Origin of the sequence: Streptomyces sp. NPDC050147 (assembly GCF_040660195.1) — a bacterium.
Lineage (GTDB): Bacteria > Actinomycetota > Actinomycetes > Streptomycetales > Streptomycetaceae > Streptomyces.
This window is the reverse complement of record NZ_JBFALJ010000029.1, coordinates 56,812-73,942: the sequence shown is the minus strand read 5'-3', so window position 1 is coordinate 73,942 and position 17,131 is coordinate 56,812. Positions and strand designations below refer to the sequence as shown.

The 17,131-nt window shown below is 67.3% G+C and carries 17 protein-coding genes, 1 pseudogene and 1 other annotated feature; of the genes and pseudogenes, 9 read left to right on the top strand and 9 right to left on the bottom strand.

The window, feature by feature from the left end; all coding sequences use genetic code 11:
- The first annotated feature begins 819 nt into the window (after positions 1-819).
- Positions 820-1,560 (top strand): hypothetical protein, encoded by a 741-nt coding sequence (locus AB0I94_RS34395; protein WP_363313662.1) that lies wholly within the window; start codon positions 820-822, stop codon positions 1,558-1,560.
- Between the two features lie 88 nt (positions 1,561-1,648).
- On the opposite strand, the pseudogene AB0I94_RS34390 reads toward AB0I94_RS34395, so the two are convergent.
- Positions 1,649-1,834, bottom strand: a pseudogene (locus AB0I94_RS34390) (IS481 family transposase); the annotation flags it as partial.
- A gap of 356 nt (positions 1,835-2,190) precedes the next feature.
- Here AB0I94_RS34390 and AB0I94_RS34385 point away from each other — a divergent pair.
- Both AB0I94_RS34385 and AB0I94_RS34380 read left to right on the top strand, forming a co-directional pair.
- Positions 2,191-2,748, top strand: coding sequence for a hypothetical protein (locus AB0I94_RS34385; protein WP_363313661.1), 558 nt, complete (start codon positions 2,191-2,193; stop codon positions 2,746-2,748).
- Between the two features lie 560 nt (positions 2,749-3,308).
- The gene (locus AB0I94_RS34380; protein WP_363313660.1) at positions 3,309-3,758 is read left to right on the top strand and encodes a hypothetical protein; all 450 of its coding nucleotides are present in this window, start codon (positions 3,309-3,311) and stop codon (positions 3,756-3,758) included.
- A gap of 48 nt (positions 3,759-3,806) precedes the next feature.
- Here AB0I94_RS34380 and AB0I94_RS34375 read toward each other — a convergent pair whose 3' ends face one another.
- The 6 genes from AB0I94_RS34375 to AB0I94_RS34350 all read right to left on the bottom strand — a co-directional run bounded on the left by AB0I94_RS34375 (position 3,807) and on the right by AB0I94_RS34350 (position 10,236).
- Complete coding sequence (locus tag AB0I94_RS34375) at positions 3,807-4,145, bottom strand: hypothetical protein (protein ID WP_363313659.1); 339 nt, start codon at positions 4,143-4,145, stop codon at positions 3,807-3,809.
- 2 nt (positions 4,146-4,147) lie between these two features.
- Positions 4,148-4,372: a hypothetical protein gene (locus tag AB0I94_RS34370; protein ID WP_363313658.1), complete on the bottom strand. Its 225-nt coding sequence runs from the start codon at positions 4,370-4,372 to the stop codon at positions 4,148-4,150.
- A gap of 11 nt (positions 4,373-4,383) precedes the next feature.
- Positions 4,384-4,812 carry a hypothetical protein gene (locus AB0I94_RS34365; protein WP_363313657.1) on the bottom strand — a complete coding sequence of 143 codons (429 nt, stop codon included), beginning with the start codon at positions 4,810-4,812 and terminating at the stop codon, positions 4,384-4,386.
- Between the two features lie 371 nt (positions 4,813-5,183).
- Positions 5,184-6,182, bottom strand: a complete 999-nt coding sequence (locus tag AB0I94_RS34360) for a 3-oxoacyl-[acyl-carrier-protein] synthase III C-terminal domain-containing protein (protein ID WP_363313656.1) — start codon at positions 6,180-6,182, stop codon at positions 5,184-5,186.
- A 407-nt stretch (positions 6,183-6,589) separates the two neighbouring features.
- A complete protein-coding gene (locus AB0I94_RS34355) occupies positions 6,590-7,822 on the bottom strand; it encodes a beta-ketoacyl-[acyl-carrier-protein] synthase family protein (RefSeq protein WP_363313655.1) in 1,233 nt (410 codons plus the stop codon).
- The gene (locus tag AB0I94_RS34350; protein WP_363313707.1) at positions 7,822-10,236 is read right to left on the bottom strand and encodes an MMPL family transporter; all 2,415 of its coding nucleotides are present in this window, start codon (positions 10,234-10,236) and stop codon (positions 7,822-7,824) included. The genes AB0I94_RS34355 and AB0I94_RS34350 overlap by 1 nt, the downstream gene beginning before the upstream one ends.
- Before the next feature lie 422 nt (positions 10,237-10,658).
- Here AB0I94_RS34350 and AB0I94_RS34345 point away from each other — a divergent pair, with 422 nt between their 5' ends.
- From AB0I94_RS34345 to AB0I94_RS34325, 5 genes are all read left to right on the top strand, one after another.
- A complete protein-coding gene (locus tag AB0I94_RS34345; protein WP_363313654.1) occupies positions 10,659-11,483 on the top strand; it encodes an SDR family oxidoreductase in 825 nt (274 codons plus the stop codon).
- Position 11,484: 1 nt separating this feature from the next.
- Positions 11,485-12,360 carry a metal-dependent hydrolase gene (locus AB0I94_RS34340; RefSeq protein WP_363313653.1) on the top strand — a complete coding sequence of 292 codons (876 nt, stop codon included), beginning with the start codon at positions 11,485-11,487 and terminating at the stop codon, positions 12,358-12,360.
- 90 nt (positions 12,361-12,450) lie between these two features.
- A complete protein-coding gene (locus AB0I94_RS34335) occupies positions 12,451-13,548 on the top strand; it encodes a PDR/VanB family oxidoreductase (protein ID WP_363313652.1) in 1,098 nt (365 codons plus the stop codon).
- Between the two features lie 94 nt (positions 13,549-13,642).
- Positions 13,643-13,756, top strand: a sequence feature (AL1L pseudoknot).
- Positions 13,694-13,822 (top strand): hypothetical protein, encoded by a 129-nt coding sequence (locus AB0I94_RS34330; protein ID WP_363313651.1) that lies wholly within the window; start codon positions 13,694-13,696, stop codon positions 13,820-13,822. (Overlaps the previous feature by 63 nt.)
- 506 nt (positions 13,823-14,328) lie before the next feature.
- Complete coding sequence (locus AB0I94_RS34325; RefSeq protein ID WP_363313650.1) at positions 14,329-14,559, top strand: hypothetical protein; 231 nt, start codon at positions 14,329-14,331, stop codon at positions 14,557-14,559.
- A 171-nt stretch (positions 14,560-14,730) separates the two neighbouring features.
- On the opposite strand, the gene AB0I94_RS34320 is transcribed toward AB0I94_RS34325, so the two are convergent.
- The gene (locus AB0I94_RS34320; RefSeq protein WP_363313649.1) at positions 14,731-14,862 is read right to left on the bottom strand and encodes a hypothetical protein; all 132 of its coding nucleotides are present in this window, start codon (positions 14,860-14,862) and stop codon (positions 14,731-14,733) included.
- 488 nt (positions 14,863-15,350) lie between these two features.
- The gene (locus AB0I94_RS34315) at positions 15,351-16,157 is read right to left on the bottom strand and encodes a DUF4239 domain-containing protein (RefSeq protein WP_363313648.1); all 807 of its coding nucleotides are present in this window, start codon (positions 16,155-16,157) and stop codon (positions 15,351-15,353) included.
- Between the two features lie 180 nt (positions 16,158-16,337).
- Between AB0I94_RS34315 and AB0I94_RS34310 the strand changes: the two genes are divergently transcribed.
- Positions 16,338-17,129, top strand: coding sequence for a 2OG-Fe dioxygenase family protein (locus AB0I94_RS34310; RefSeq protein ID WP_363313647.1), 792 nt, complete (start codon positions 16,338-16,340; stop codon positions 17,127-17,129).
- The last annotated feature ends 2 nt before the right edge of the window (positions 17,130-17,131 follow it).

Sequence of the window (17,131 nt, the reverse complement as noted above, 5' to 3'; positions counted from 1 at the left end):
GCTCGCAGCACGAGGGGCCGTCAGGAAGCCAACGGATCCTCGGGAAAATGAGGCCGATTTCGGAGCGGGGCCTTGTCGGCGTGCCGGCCGGTTTCCGCCAGCAGCTGCGCCACCGTGGCTAACGTTGACGCGATCTTTCTCTGCTGCCGCCGCTTCCGGGGTATTTCCGTCGGAGGAAACCGTTGCCCAGGGAGGAGAAATCAGATGTGCGGCAAAATATCGCAGATTCCGGCCGAAACGTCAGGAAGAACTCGTGGTCGATTCTGTTCAACATCCGGACAGTTACGGCACTGAGCGTCGACGGCAGAATGAATTTTATTGGCTACGCGCAGGCACGCGGCAGCCAGACGAACGGCTGGTGGACCGGAATTTGCAGCGGTGCCTGCGCGTACCCCCCTCTCTCTGGGCTGCAAAAAGCCCTCCGGCTCCCCCCGGCGGGGGGCCGCGAGGCCCGCGCCTTACGACCTTCCCGTCACCGCGCATCCGCCCCCGGCCTGGACGAACCGCTGGTCGAAACGGGCATCCTCGCCTACCGGATGACCTGACCGCCTGGATCCACTCCCTGCAATGCCTGCACGCCGCGCAGTGGGCGCCATTCCTCCCGCCGGGCCGCGGCCCGCTCGAACGCCCTGAGTTCCACCAGCGACCTGGACCTGTAAGCGAGGCCCTCGGATCGCTCCGTCACCCCGGACACAGCGACGGCCCGGACAGGCACCGCGCCCGAAGCACCCCTGCACAGCTACGGCCGGTCGCTGTGCCGGCACCGAGGGCCGGACGGACCTGCACGGAACCTGCACGGCCAGAAAGAGGGGAAACATCATGGAAGACGCAACGCCAGACCACGTGATGGCCGGTCACACCCCTTGGCTGGGGAGAACAAAGGTGCTGGTCGCCATCATCTGGCGTCCTGCGCCCGGGCGCGCCTGGGCCCACCACGTCACCACCGCGCACTGGCACAGCGTGCTGCCCGGCACCGACGTGATCGACGTCGACACCGACGTTGAACCATTCAACCGCGCAGCCTGCCGCAACGCCGGCGTCCGCCTCGCCGAACAGAACGACGCCGATGTCGTAATCCTCTCGGACGCCGACATCCTGGTTGAGCCGGCACCCGTGCGGGCCGCCATCACCCAGGCCGCGACCAGCGGCCAAGTCCACCTGCCCTACACCGAACTGCGCTCCTTGCAAACCACGGGCAGCAGCGAGTACAGCGCGGGCGTTCCTCTGCCCGCCTGCCACGCCGTCACTGTCGACCAAGCCGCCGGAGGCGTCTACGTGACCGCGGCCGCCACCTGGTGGTCCCTAGGCGGCCAGGACACACGCTTTCGCGGCTGGGGCTTCGAGGACGCCTCCTTCGACCTCGCCCACCGCACCCTGATGGGCACACCACCAAAGCGCCACAACGGCCGCGCCTACACCCTTCACCACCCAGAGGCGGTAAAGGAAGGCGCCCAGTACGAAGCGAACCTGGCCCTGTGCAAGCGTTACCACCGTGCTAGCGGCGACCGAGCAGCGATGCAGGCACTGATCAGCGAGTCCCGGGGGCAGGGCCAGCCATAGGCCGTGTGGCGGTAACCGGGCTGAACTGATCGCCTGGGTGTGATGGAGCAGTGGTTTTGAGGGGGGCTCTGGTCTGGTGTCCGCTGCTCACCAGGTCCATCTGCCACAACTGCATCGGGGCATCCCGCTGCCACCGCCTATAGACGCGTCGGTGGACCTCAACCTGGTGGTTGACGAGCCCGTTGCGGACCAGGATGCGGTGCACGGTCGACCGGTCCTGCGCGTTCGCGACATCGCGCAGGGTCAGCCCGTGAGCGATCCGCCGGGCACGCCACCAGCAACAACAGCGTCAAGCGAGTCCTGAGACTGCACACGTCGGCAGTCCGTGGACGGAAGCGTGGCGGGCCTACGGGGGGGACGGGCATGACGACGACCGAGCCACCGAACGAGAGACGGGATGAACCGCGGCCGGGTGGTGCCGGCGGCACTCTTGCGGAGCCAGCCCCATAACAGGCCTGGCAGAACGGGGACTCGGCCGGCGGCCCGCCGGCCGCGGGAGCGCAGCCGCCGCGACAGAGCGACGCCGACGAGGGAAACGGAGCGCGTGAGAGCTTCGCATCGATCGTCGCCGAGACGCTCGGCCTGTCGCCCGGCTCCTCTCGGCGGCGAAGAGCGGTGACCTTGCTGGTGATGCTGTCGATCGCTTTCGTGGCCGTTTTCCGGGACACGCTGACCTGCTACCTCATGATCAAACCCAGTGCGGGCAGGGAGAACGACTCCAACGCGGAGTACGACGCCAAAAAGGTGCCGTTCACGGTGTCCGTGCGGCCCGAGGAAGACGAGCCCGAGGCGTGGGCGATGGCTCTCGACCGGGCACTGACTCCCGAGGAGAGGCGGAAACTGGTAGCCGTCGAGAACGACCGCTCGGGCACCTTCTCGTACCTGAGGAATCTGGGCGGTCACCCGCTCCCCTTCGAAGCCACGCTGGAGAGCGCCCCCAAGCGATACAGGGATCAGCTGGCGTCGAGCACCCTCGGAGGGTACGCCGACGTGTTCCAGATGAACGTGATGAGTACCCGGTCCACCGCCGTGGTCATCATCGGCTGGCAGGTCACTGACGTCACCTGCCGGAAGAGCACCGGGCACACCACCGGGCACACCATCGTGCGGCTTCCGGCGCAGGGCGGAGCATCCTACGAAGGTCTCCAGCTCCACATATTCCGCCCCTCGTCGGCGAACCGGTGCTAGCCGATGCGACCAAGGGACAAGGGGAGTCCTACTTCACCACCCATTACATCGAGGTCGGAGGCGGCCAGCCCTCGGGTGACTTCAAGGTGGCGGCAAGTCCCTGCGTGTACGCACCGACTCCGTTCTTCGGAGGCCCGGCAGGAGTGGATTTTGATAGTCGCGCCATGGCGCCTGTGCGATCCGTCGGAGCCGCGGAAGTGCATCACATAGTCGGCAGAGTCATGGCCTTTTCCCTTCGAGGGAAGCGAGGCCGCTGCCTACCAGATGAGAGCCTGCGAGTCCTCTAGTCTCCGCATCTCTCCCAAGGGTCCGGAGTGCCATGGGAGAGGACCAGGCCGTACGATTCCGGTACCTCACAGCCGTTTTGCTCAGTCCACTGGTAGGCGAAGAGGGTCCAGATCGCGACCGTGATCACCGCAGCCACACCCGGAAGGCTCCAACGCGACCGTCCCCCGTGGGCGTCTCCATTGTTCTTGGGCGGGCCGTTGGGAGGTTCCCTGGGTGGTTCCCAACCCGGCCCTTTGTACCCCCGAGGCCGCCACCCTTCCTCACTGTTTGGCATGCCCGCCAGTATCCTACGAACGAGCCGAAGTGCGTTGCGGTCGGGCGAAGTTGTTGACTTTTCCCCTCTGCCCGACGCCCGCCTGGTCACCACCCGCGCCCTGCTCAGCGCCAGGGAGAACCTCACCGGCACCATCAACGCCCGCGCGATGATGTGTCTCCACGGTGACGCCGGATTCGGCAAAACCGTCGCCGTCACCCACTGCCTACGCGAACTCGAAGCCAGCGAAGACATCCGCCGCATCACCTTCCACGCCCGCATCACCTTCCACGCTCACGTCACCACCCGCGCCGTGCGTCACGAACTGCACGCCGTCCTTTCAGACGCCGGGCCAACCTCCTCGCTACGCTACCGAGTTCGACCATCTCCTCAAGGCGACGCTCACCGCCCACCCGCGCACGCTCGTCCTGTACAAAGCGCAGTGGCTCCCTCGCCGTCAACCTCGTAGATCCGCCCTTGAAGCCGTTCACCGGCCCATTCCAGCTCGACGCCCAGGTCAAACCGGTGGCCGATCCGCGGCCTCCGTGCGGGCTGCCTGCGCGGCTGCGGTTCGGGACCGGCTGTTGGCAAGGTGTGCGCGGACGACTTCCACCTCCGCCTTGAGGACCCGATGGCGCTGCAGGTACTGCGGATTCACTTGTGTCCGGCGCGTGATGTCTGCGTCGGACAGGGGTGTGCGCGTCTTGCGCATGCCGGCGATCACGTCGAGTACGCGTCGTCGGCGCTTTTCGCTGTCGGCGCGGCGGCGCACGACGGCGGCCTCGCGACCTGCTTCCAGAGCGCTCGCTCGCGCAGGGCCCGCGGAGGCGCCGGGTCGCTCCCGCGGCAGGCTCATGGTCATGACGCTTCGCCGGTGAGCCGGATGGGGTCGGTTGTCGGCCGGTCCAGCTGCTGGCGGCCGACAAGCACCGTTGCCACGGGGATGAGCGTGACGAACCGGTCGCGGCTGTGCATCCACGCCTCCACCGGCGCGCGGTCGTTGTCGGTGAGCGACCCGAAATCCGTCTCGCACTTGGCGATCAGCTCGTCGACCTGAACGATCTCCTGCCGCAGCAGCTCCATGTTCGCCCGGGTCAAGGCGTTCGGGTGAGCACGCTTCCGTAGGCGGCTTCCAGCATCGCGAGCTGCTGGGCCTTTGCCTCGCGCAACTGGCACAGCTCCGGCAGTTGGGAGAAGTCGGTGGTGAAGAACTTGCGGGAGTAGCAGCGGTAGTAGACCGGGCAGCCGTGCCCGTCGGCCCGGACGTTGTTCATCTCGTGGCAGGAGCCGCCGGGGACCGGCACTGAGCCGACGCCCGCCCGGACCCGCAGGGCCAAGTCCTCGTCGCCGCTGCGGTGCCGGAGCCGGCCGCCGACGACATCGAACTGGTACTTCGAGGCGATGGCCCGGACCGCCTCGACCCGGCAGGGGTGGGTGGACCCGGTAGTAAATCTGCGTGGTGGATGGCATGTTGGCTTCGTTGATTGCTTCGGACAGCGCTCGTTGATGGGTTTGGGCGGCACTTCTTGATCTTGACGCGTTGGCCGAGTTCGGAAGCATGACCACCAACCTCGTCCTCAGTCGGACACTGCCGTCCCGCGGCCCGCAAGAGTCACAGGCGAACACCCAGGCTGCTCTTTAAGCGATCGCCCATCCGACTGGCATCAGCACCCCAACCTGGCCCCACGACCTGCAACTTCAGGTTGGAGGTCGCTCACTGGTCACTTCGTGGCAGCTTCGGGCTGCCTGCGCTCCTGCGTGCATGCGAAGGCTGGCACGATCAGCTTGTCGAGCCGGTCAAGCGTAAGGCACATCTCGCTATGCCGAACCCGCTGATGACCGCCTGGACCTATGTTGGCGTATCGCGTCACGGGCGATTCATGTGCCGGGCGTGTCACCACTCGATGAGCACCAGGCCGGCCGCTGCGCCGCTGGCGAGCCCGAACAGAGCCACTAGATCACCCCGGCGCAGCCGGGCCTGACGCATGGCTTCAACCATCTGTAGGGGCAGGCTGGCCGTGGCGACGTTGCCGTAGTGCGGGAAGGTGTGGACGAGCTTGTCCTTCGGGATGCCCAGGGCGTCGCGGATGGTGTGCGTGAAGGCCACGGACGGTTGGTGGACGCAGAACAGGTCAATGTCGTCGATCTTGCGGCCCATGGCGTGCAGGGCGTCGAGCGCCGCGGTCTCCATGCCCTGGAAGGAACTGGCCAGGGCGGCAGAGTCGAAGCGTACGGTCATCGTGCCGAGGGCCGGTGTGAAGTAGGGATTGCTGACGGTGGCGGCCTGCCAGCCCGCGGAGTTGGCTCGGAAGTGACCGCCGAGCATCCCGGGGCGGTCGCATGCCTCCATCAGGAGCGCTGCACCCAGGTCACCCAGCGTGCAGGCGGGCAGGAACTCAGCGAGGTCGTTGCTGTGGTGGGGAGGCAGGCGGGAAAGAAGGCTTCCCCGTTCCCCGGTGCAGATAAGGACTCGATGGTACTGGCGCGTGTGAATCAGGGCGTCAGCGATCTCCATGGCGTTCAGGAGGCCGTTGCAGGCGTTTTTCACATCGAAGGCTGAAGCGCCGACGCCGATCTTTTGAGCCACGATGTGAGCCGTGGCCGGTTCTTCCACGTCTTCGCTCGCCGAGGCGAAGATCAGCAAGTCGATGGCGTCAGGGAGAAGACTGGCCTGGCTCAGAACGCGTCGTGCGGCTGCTGCGGCAAGGTCTGAGGGCCACGTACCCGGCGGCGCGACGCGGCGCTGCTCGAAGCCGTACATCTGCCTGAGGAGGCCAGGCATCACTCGTGCGTCGGGATCACGTGCGCTCAGCAACTCCTCGATGTCTTGACCCGTTTGGCGGCCGGGGGGCACGTGTACAGCGACCTGGCTGACGGTGCTATAGCGCTTCATCTCGGGGGAGCCACCTCCTCGGTGACTCGCGGTCCGTGCGACGCCACCCCGGCAGACGGCGACACGCCGACGGTTGGCGTGGTGCCTTCCGTTCCATGGGCTGCGATTTGGCAAAGCCGGGGCGCACTGGCGGAGTCGAAAGAGGGCGGGGCAGGAGGGGGAGGGGAGGCGGCGGACATGTGCAGTCTCCTGTGTATGGGCGAGGTAGGTGTTCAGCGGAACCGAGGCGAGGTTCAAGGCGGCGCCGCAGCGACCCGTCGGGTGGCTGGCACCGGAGCGCCGAAGCCCTCTAGTGGAGGAAGGAACCGTAGGCGCGGTGCAGAGCTCGGTCCGCAGGATTGCAGGATTGCGGGATTCCTGGAGTCCCTCCGGCGTGGCGCGGGAGCCACGACGGCAGGCTGTCAGGCTTACCAGGCTCTCAACGCGAGGACGACGTTGTGGCCTCCGAAGCCGAAGGAGTGGCTGAGGGCGGTGCGCACGTGCTGCCGACGCGGCTCTTTCACGACGAAGTCGACGTCGAATTCCGGGGCGGGTGCTTGAAGGTTGGCCACGGGCGGAACCACGTGGTGCTGCATCGTCAGCACGGTAAGGGCTGCCTCGATGGCACCGGCCGCCCCGAGGGTGTGCCCCAGCGCGCCCTTGGCGCTGGTGACACTGGGACGGTGCGGTAGGGCACGGGCGATCAACGCGGCCTCCGTGGCATCGTTCAGCGGGGTGGAGGTGCCATGGGCGTTGACGTGCTCGACATCGTGCGGAGAGATGCCCGCTTCCGTCAATGCCAAGGTCAATGCGGCTTCCGCGCCCCAGGCTCCTTCCGGAGGCGAGGTGGGGTGGTAGGCGTCGGACGTGCTGCCGCACCCGGCGAGCAAGGCGCGGGGGCGGGCGCCGCGGGCAAGGGCGTCGTCCAGACGCTCCATGACCAGGATGCCGGCTCCCTCGGCCATCACGAAGCCATCCCGGTCCGCTGCGAAGGGACGCGAGGCGCCGGTGACGTCATCGGTGCGCTCGGAGAGGGCGCCCATACGCCAGAAGCCGGTGGTGCAAAGCCGTCCGATGGCCGCCTCGGCACCGCCGGCCACAACGACGTCGCAAAGGCCCGACGCAAGCAGATCGCGGGCAACGGCGATCGCGGTGGCTCCGGAGGCGCAGGCGGTGGTGGGTGTCAGACTGGCGCCGCGGGCATCCAGGTCGATGGAGACGCCACCCGCCACCTGGTTGGGAATGATCATGGGGATGGCCAGTGGCGAGACCATGTCGGGCCCGCGCTCGTGAAGCCGCGCGTGTTGCTCCTCCCACTTCTGTACACCGCCCATGCCACAGCCGATGACCGTCGCGACCCTGGTTCCGTCCCAGGACTTCGGGTCCAACCCTGCGTCGGTCACGGCTTCGCGGGCGGCGAGGACTGCGAACTTTTCTGCGCGGCCCATCCGCCAGGATTTGCGCCCGAGCCTGCTGTCCATCGTCTCGTCCGACATCTGGATGCGGCAAGAGAAGTCCACCGGCAGGCCGGAGAGGAGAGGGTCCTTGGTGGCCGGGGAGTGTCCAGAGCAGACGCCGTCCCAGGTGGTGTCCGCGTTTTCACCGGCCGGAGTGATCATACCGAGTCCGGTGATGGCGACCGGGGGCTTGGCCGGGCCCATCAGGGCGCAACCGTGGCCGAGCGCAGCTCATCGAGGTGGCTGGCGACTTCGGCGAGGGTGGTGGTCCGTCCGGCATGCTCGCTGTCGATCTTCACACCGAGCCGCTCCTCCAGGATGAGTGCGAACTCCGCCAGAGCCAGGGAGTCCAGCTCGAGTTGTTCGAGAGTGGCGCTGGCGAGCACCTCCTCCTCGGGTACGCGAAAAGTTGAGGTGAGGGCGGTACGAATGACGTCGAAGGTGTCGGTGGTGATGTCGTCCACGGAGGTGACCTCGCTCGAGTTTCGATGGATCGGGAGTGGTAGGCGTTCGGCGTCGCTGGCCCCTATGGGCTCCAGGTCTGACCGGTACGCAGGGCGTAGAGGCGGGGTGGCGATTCGGGGGAAGAGTGCGCGCAGAGCGGGCGGCAGCCACCAGTTGAGGTGGCCGAACAACCGCATGAGGGTCGGTACGAGCACCATGCGGATCAGCGTGGCGTCCACGAGTACCGCTGCGGCCACCAAGAAACCCAGGTGCCGTAGATCCTGGCGCTGAGTGGTCATCAACGCGGCAAAGACGGCGGCCATCGTGACTGCGGCCAGGGTGATGGGGCGAGCCGTTTCGCTGAGGCCGCGCACGACAGCCGCGCGGTGGTCGCCGTGGGTACGGTAGTGCGCGGTGATGCGGTGGACGAGAAAGACCTCGTAATCAAGGGACAGCCCGAACACGATGGTCAGTGCGAGCACCGGGACCATTACGTTCACCTGGTCGCCCGTATGGTTCGTGAACCAGGCGAGGAGACCGAAGGCGGCTGCCGTGGCGAGCGCATTCATCAGCAGGGCCTTGACTGGGATGAGCAGGCTGCGGAAGGCCACGAGCATCAGCAAGAGGGCGCCCGCCGCGCAGAAGCCGGCCACTTGCCACAGAGCGGCGCGCAAGGTCGCGTGGAAGTCGGCCATGGCTGCGGCTGGACCGGCCGTGTGCACTGGCTGTCCGGCAGGTAGGGCACGGGCTGCCGCCGACTGGATGTCGCGTACCAGACGGGCGGAGTCGGCCGTGTCCACCGGCACCCGGTCTGTGACGACGGCCAGGGTCAGGTCGCGCCCGTTGTCCAGTGTGCTGACGGCGGTGACGCGTGGGTCGTCCTGGAGTGCGGCAGTCAGAGTGTGCGTTTTCACCGCGCCTTGGCCGGCGCGGTGCGGCAGTGCCAGGAGGGTGGTGTTGGCCAGGCCGTTCCGCTCCAGCTGCTCCAGTCCGTTGCCCGCGGCGCTGCGGGCAACGGCAGCGCGGTCCAGGTTCGGGGTCAGGAGCAGTCCGCCGACCGGCGCGACGGCGAGGGCAAGTACGGCGATGGCTGCCGTCAGCCAAGGCCAGGGGTGGCGCATGAGATGTACGGCCCATCGTTCCCAGCGGTCCGAACGGGGGCATGTGCCTTCGTCGTTCCTGGAGCCCGTCTTGAGTAGCGGTCGGGAGGGAGCACGCTGGTCACAGCGCAGAAGTGGTCCGAGGCGGGGCAGTACGGCGGGCAGGACCACCCAGACTGTAGTGGCGGTCACCAGGGCGGTGAGTCCGGCGGCCAACCCCATCGTGCGGACCATCTGTGACGGAACGATGTACAGGATCGCTGAGGTCACGATGACCGCGCCCGCGCACCACAGCATGGCCCGCCCAGCGGTCGTCCGTGCCCGAACGGCCGCTTCCCGATGCCCGGCCCCCTCCCGTACGAGGTCGCGGTGACGGAGCACGAACAGCAGGGCGTAGTCGAGGCCCAGGCCGAAGCCGATCGTGGTGGCGACGGTGAGAGCCATGCTGTCCACCGGACACAGCAGTGCCAGGGCGCTGAGGAGGCCGGCGCTGAGTAGCGCGCACGTCCCCGCCGTCATCGCTGTCACCAGTGCCGCGCCGAATGAGCGCAGCCCCAGCACGAGGAGCAGCAGCACGATGGGCGCGGTCACCAGCTCGAGGCGTCGCAGGTCGCGCGAGTCGGACTGCTGTAGCTCGGCGAAGACCGGAGTCAGGCCGGTCACCGCCACAGAGACCCGGCCGCCGGAGGCAACGGCCACCGTGTGCTCGGCCGTTGCACGCCAGCGGGGCAGCAGTCGGCGGCGAGTCTCGGCGTCCCCTTCTGTTCCCACCAGAGCATGCGCATGGCGGGGATGAACGCCGTGCGGCTGTGGAAGCGGCATCGTTGTGCCGACGCCGGCAGCCTTGCCGACCGCCTTCAAGGTGGCGGACACAGCACGCTGGTAGGGCTTCTCATGTGCCCGCAAGGAAGGGGAGTTGAAAGCGAGGAGCATCTGCTCGGAGCCAAGACCAGGCATGTGGTGAGCGACAAGCTCGGCTGCACGATCCGATGGACTGCCCGGAACCTGCGGAGCGATGCCCCGCAGTCGCTCCTGCCCCGCCGGGATAACCAGGCAGGCACCCAGTGCGAACACCGCCCACAGCAGGACGATATACCGCCCCTTTCGGGTATCTGGCCACGGCACAGCTACCGGCTCCTTTTGCGGGTAGGCAGAACAGACTTCACCTGAAAGAGCTATTTACCTTTTTGTATATCTGATAGCCCTTTTGTGTACACGGCCATGCAGTAGAGGATCTTTCGCTGTGTCGAGTACGACACAAGCCGTCATATTCGTCATGCTCCCACAGTGAACGTTTAAGGCATCGGATATCCGGGCGGCGGCATGTCCACGTGGCCGCACCGGCCGTCCGGCGGCCTTCAGCGGGAACTCGTATCGCCCGGTGCCTCCGCCCCCGCGCGGTACGGGGCAAGGCGGCGGCGGCCCCCACCGTCGCGCAAGAGGAAGGCCCTGCCCCGCAAGCCACCAAGTCGTCTCGTACGTGCAGGAGCGCATCCATGAAAAGCGTCGTCGTCACCGGAGCTACCAGCGGCATCGGCATGGCCACAGCTTTGGAACTGGCCGCCCACGGATTCCAGGTCATTGGCACGGCCCGTACCACCGAAAAGGCCGGGAAGCTCACTGCGGCGGCGGCCGAGCGAAACGTGAACCTTCACATGGTTCTACTCGACGTCACTGATATGCACTCCTGCCGGACAGCCATGGCGGAAATCACCGACATGACCGAGGGCGGTCCCTGGGCTCTGGTGAACAACGCCGGCATCGCGGTCTCCGGAGCCTTTGAAGACGTCTCTGAGACGGATGCCTGGGCCGTAATGGAGACCAACTTGCTCGGCACCGCCCGGATGACGCGCCTCGCGCTGCCCGCCATGCGCCGACGGGGCGAAGGCCGAATCGTGCAGATGAGTTCGGTGGCAGGATTGGTCGCCATGCCGCTCAACGGCTGGTACTGCGCCGGAAAGCACGCACTCGAAGCCTTGACCGATGCCCTGCGCAGGGAGATCGCCGACAGCGGGGTCCATGTCTCACTGATCGAACCAGGCTTTATCGACACGCCCATGCTCACCAATGGGCTCAGGCAGTTGCCGGCTCACACCCGCTACACGAAGGCCTACGCGGTGATGCGCCGGCTCGTCGCGGCACGCGGCCCCCTCGGGCCCGAGGTCGTCGCCCGGACGGTCAGAAGGGCCCTGACCGTCCCGGGGCCCCGTCGTCGCTACGGCATCGGCTACGAAGCAGCCCTGGGGCGGGTCGCCCAGCACATCCCGTCCGCCGCCGTCGACCTGACCATCCGTACCCTCCTGCAGCTGAACCGGAGTTGAGATGACCAACCCCCACACCGCCCTGCGTCACCTGCCGCGAGACGTCCGCTTCGACTGGTCGGACCTGCCGCTGCACTGGGTGCCGAACGAGCCTCAGGTCACCCACACTCTCAACACCTTGCACCTGCTGTTGCCCGAGGGAGAGCGCTGGTTCTGCCGGGTCTTCCAGCAGGCGCTCCCCATGGTCACCGACGAGCGTCTGCGTGAGCGGCTGCACGGTTTCATCGGCCAGGAGGTCATCCACGCCCGGGCCCATGAAGAAGTACACGGCAGGCTGCGCGATCTCGGACTGGACATCGACCCTTACCTGCGACAGATGGAGTGGCACTTCCGCAAGATCCTCACCCCTCGCGACGAGCCGACCTCGCCCCGATACCGCGAACAGGTGACGGAGCTGGCCGCCATCGTCGCCGCAGCCGAACACTTCACCGCCCACTTGGGTGCCTGGGTTCTCGACACTCCCGCCCTCGACAGCGCCGGCACCCACCCGGCGATGCTCGACCTGCTGCGTTGGCACGGCGCCGAGGAGGTCGAACACTCCAGTGTCGCCTTCGACCTGCTCACCCACCTGGACCCGGGCTACGCCCGACGACTGCGCACCGCCGCACTCACCGAAGTCAACGTGCTCTGGCTCCTGACGCGTGGCGCCCGCTACCTCATGAGCATCGACCCCCAGTTGCGCGGCTCGGTGCGATTCAGCCTGCGGGCTCACCAGAATGCGGCCCGCCGGGGACTGCTGTGGCCGTTGGCCTCGCTCGGCGGCTCCGCGCTGCGATACGCCCGCCCCAAGTATCACCCGTCACTGGATTTCGACCTGCGGCCCGCCCTGGCGTACCTGGCCCGCTCTCCCGCAGCTCGCGCCGCCGACCGGCTCTGACTCACCTTGCCGCAACTCGGCGGCGCCGGCCGAAACGAAGCCGCGGCCGCCCCGCTTCCGGCGGCCCCTCCTCGCCCAAGGAGCTCTTTCATGCCCACGCAGCCGCAGCCTCCGAACGACCTGTACCGGCCCGAACGCCCCGATCAGTTCATGACCCAGCTGACCCGGCTGAGCCGAGTCCTCTTCTTCAGCCTCACCCTCCCCGGTGTCCGACGCAGTTCCCGGCTGCCCACGCCCGCGCACGTCCCGGCAGAAACACCTCTGACCGTACGGTCACGCCGTGATCTCGCCCCAGACGTCGCCGAATTCACCCTGACAGCACAGCGGCCGCAGGAACCGCTGCCGGCCTGGCAGCCGGGCAGCCACCTCGACGTCATCCTGCCCTCAGGGCGGATGCGCTCGTACTCCCTGTGCGGCGACCCCGTCGACACGACCGTGTACCGAATCGCCGTACGCCGCCTGGCCAACGGCCGGGGTGGCTCCCGAGAACTGCACGACGTCGTGTTGCCCGGCACCCGGCTGACCGCTCGCGGCCCCTTCTGCACCTTCCCCTTCGCGGCCGAACCCACCGTCCTCTTCCTGGCCGGAGGCATTGGTATCACGCCACTGCTGCCCATGGTCCGCGAAGCCGCACGGCGTGGCCTCGACTGGCACCTTGTACAGACTGGACGCGATCACGCCTCCTTGGCCTACGCCGCCGAGTTGGCCGCACTGGACCCCATCGGCACCCGAATCACCAGACACTGCTACGACATCGAGGGCTACCCCGACCCCGCCGTACTCCTCGCTCGTGCCCCACGCTCCGCCGCGGTCTACTGCTGCGGCCCCACACGGCTCCTGGACTCCGTTCGCCGCACCCTCTCTGCACAGACCGACCGGGGGTTGCATGCTCAGAGGTTCACCAAGGACTCAGTTGCCGAAGGCGCACCCTTCACTCTCCGCCTGCGCGACGGCACTCGTCTGCCGGTCCCCGCCGACCAGACTGCCCTCGACGTCCTGCTCGACGCCTACCCGGCCGCCCCTCGCTCCTGTCGGCAGGGCTACTGCGGGACCTGCCGTATCCAGGTGCTCGACGGCACTCCTGACCACCGCGACCACCTACTGACATCCGAGGAGCGCGATGCCGGCGCTCTGCTTCCCTGTGTATCGCGCGCCGAGGAGGGCACGCTGCTGTCCATCGACATCTGACACTGGGTAACACCGCGGACGCCCAGCGGATAGCCGAGCTGGAGCGCGAGAACTGGGCACTGCGGCGGGCGAACGAGATCCTCAAACCGGCGTCGGCATTCTTTGCGTAGGAACTCGCCCCGCGACGGCCCAGGTGACGGCCTTCGTGGACACCGTCCGCGAAGAGCTCGGCGTCGAGTCGGTCTGCCGCGAACTCCAGATCGCCCCCACCTACTACGCCGCCAAGAAGGCGGAAGGCGAACCCTCCCAACAAGCCTTGCAGCACGAGGAGTAGAAGAAGGAGATCCAGTGCGTGTACGACGAAAAACGGTAAAACGGTAGGTACAAGGGGCGACAAAGATATGGCACCAGCTCCGCCGCGAGGGCATCGAAGTCGCCTGCGCACCGTCGAACGCATCATGCGCGTGCTCGGCCTCGTCGGCGCGGTCCGCGGCGAGAAGAACCGCCTGGCGGACGCTCGACGACGTCGAGATCGCCACGCTGACCTGGGTCGACTGGTACAACCCGCAGTGGATCCACAGCGCGAACGACAACCGCCCACCCGCCGAGTGATATCGAAGCGCGGACGCACACCGGCCTCCTCGACGCCGCTTCTCAGAGCCACAGCCAGCCCAAGGGGGTGACTGTAAAAGCCCTACCCGCCCAGCCGGTCGCGCATCGGGCCCACTGGGGCGCGCACGTACCACCGGCGCTCAAACACGAATGCCAAACTCCGGTACTCACCGCGTAGTTGGTCCTCGCCGCACTTGTCCGCGAACGGCCTGGAACGACTGGGACGGGGTGGGGGAATTCGAACTGCCAGTCGACTGCGTCGGCCGCCTGTTTCTGATGGAAGGCGATGACGATGTCGACCAAGGCGCGATCCTGTTAGACAGGCTGGCCTTGGGCGGGTGGGGGCTATTTCGGGGCGGAGCGGTGGTGGGTTTCGGCGAGGTGGTCCAGGCGGATCGCTTCGAGGCTGGTTCTGGTGATGCGTTCGGTGCCGTCGCAGATAGCGGTGATGGCCTGTGATGAGCTCGCGGAACGGTTCATGTTGTCCGAGGCGTGCGGGGAATGCTCCGCGTTCCACCAGGGAGGCTCGCCCGGCGAGTTGTGCTCCGCGTACTCTGGAGAACAGGGCGGTGTGGGTGACGTCGATGCCCGCGTACACGAAGGTCGCGCGGATGCGTTCGGTGAGGTCTTTCAAGAGGTCGGCGGTTTCCGCGCCGGTGGTGGTGCGGGGTTGAGCGGGTGGATCTCGTCGATGAGGATCAGGCGTACGCCAGCCTGGTTGTAGGTGTGGCAGACGGCGTTGATGATCTGGGCCTGGGTCATCCGGCCGGTCACGGGAATGCCGAGGTAGCGGGCGAGCTCGGTCGAGGGCTTTCGCGCTCGCTGCGGGCGGGATCAGCACATACGCCATGGCACCGCTGCGTGCGTGCTGCGGTCCGATGGCGGGTGCTGTCGGGTGTGGACGAGGTGGCAGGTGCGCCCGGTATGCAGGAGGGCGGTGGTCTTCCGGCCGCTACCGGTCCGGTGACGATCAGCGAGGGGCGTGCGGTGGTCTGCTGGTGCTGTCCCAGGATCATCAGCGTGCGCACGTTCGTGGTCAGGGTGTCGATGGCAGGGGTCCATACGGTGACGAACGCGGAGTGGTAGGTGAGGCCTTCTTCCGTGCCTCGTTCTGGTTCTCGGGGTGCGGTGTGGTTGTGGGGGAGGGGTGATGGTGAAGTGCTGCCAGCCCTGCCAGGTCGTCACCGGCCACGCTGCGCCCTCTGGCTCGGCGCTGTCTGGGGCACTCGTACCCTGCCGGGACGAAACGCTCAGTGAGTGGCGCGGGGGCGGTTGCCCTGTTCGTCGCAGGGCATGCGGTGGTCGCCGTGGGTGGCGGTGTAATTCTTGGTCAGGTCGTCGTCGACCGCGGTCATGGCGCCGGAGCTGATCTGGATCATGCCGCTGAAGGGGCGTTCCACATCGCGGATGACGAGCAGGACGCTGGTGAGCAGGGCGGTCGTCACGATCAGGGTGGCAGTGACGGTCGCGCTCTTCGTCTGGGGCAGGCACAGGCCGAGGACGACGACGAGGACGGCCAGTGCGGCGAGCATGACCCAGTAGACGGTGCTGGGGATGGTGGGGGTGGATTCCGCCACCCGTGTTTGCCGGTACTGGTCGCGCTCCTTGTCGGAGGCCAGCAGCATGGTGAAGGGGGCAGCGTCGGTGCCCATGTCCTGCAATGCCGCGTGGAAGTCGGAGGTCCAGGTGCTTGGACCGGTGGAGCCGTGGCCGTGGGCCATCGCTGGCCACTCCGATGACCGTACGGAGCGGACATAGCAGATGACGTCTGCTTGCAGCCTCTGGCGTTGCGGCGCCGGGGCGAAGTCGGCCACTTCGTACATGTGGTCCAGGGCCTTGGCTTCCTTGCGTACCGCTTCTTCGGCTCTGCCGTTGGAGTTCGACGCCATCACCAGGACGAAGGCGAGTACAAAGACGGTCAGGGCCTGCAACGGCAGGACGAAGTCCCGCACGGTCAGGGTCGGGGTTTCCAGGGACTCGAGTTGGCGGCGGAGGAGGCGGCGACCGAACACTCCGGCCAGCACGGCGCCGACGGCCACGACGATGGTGACGATCACCTTGCTCTCCCTTCACAAGCGGCTGCCCCCGGCGGTCGCCCGGGAATGGCTCAGCGGGCCCGCGCGGCCGCAGACGATGATCCCGGTGGCGGAAGGTGGCCATTCGGCCGCTCACCAGCCCGGAGTATCCCTACGAGTGCTGCGGATGCCGTGGACGGCGGTGAGTAGCAGCATGAACGTATGGACGACGACCACGTCATCACGAAGGCCGACCGGGACCAGGCGGCCCAGGGCAACGGGGGCAGTACGGCTGCGGGCGACGCGACATCCCTGGTCCAGGCAGCGCGCGAAGCCGTCGCCGGCTTTGGCTGGCACCTGATGCCCCCGGCGGCGGCCTCGCAGTGTGTGAGCGCCGGTCCCTTGGTGTGGGAACGGTTCGCCGCACACTGGGAAGACCTGGTGGCGGATCCGTACGCAGCCGAGAAAGGCACACACCGTCTCCGGCGTTACGGACAGTTCCTGCTGTCCCGGGACGGGGAGATCGCGCCGCTGGGCCATGAGGTGTTCGTGCAGCCCGAGGAGAGTAACCCCCTGTATGTGGGTGTCGAACGTCGTTTCGAGCCGCTGACCGAGGCATTCCGGGCAGAACCGGTGCTGTACGCGCTGATCCGGTTGCTAGGTGACGTTGCCGGGGGCATGCGCGATACCGCTGAGTGGATCGTCAGAGTGCATCCCTTCCGGGTGGTCGCGCAGGCGGACAGCCTTTCGCAGCCCACCCCTGAAGGACGGCACAAGGATGGCGTCGACCTGGTGTCCTCGCTGCTGATCGGCCGTGAGAACGTGAGCGGCGGCTGCAGCACGGTCTATGGCGCGGACGGTCGCGAGATCGCGGCCGCCACGCTCAGCGAACCCGGCACCCTCCTATTGAGCGATGACCGGGCGACGTGGCACGCCGTCTCGCCAGTCCGCCCGCAGGACATCGGCCGGCCCGGCCACCGCGATGTCCTGGTGACCACGCTCACCGCCCGCTGACC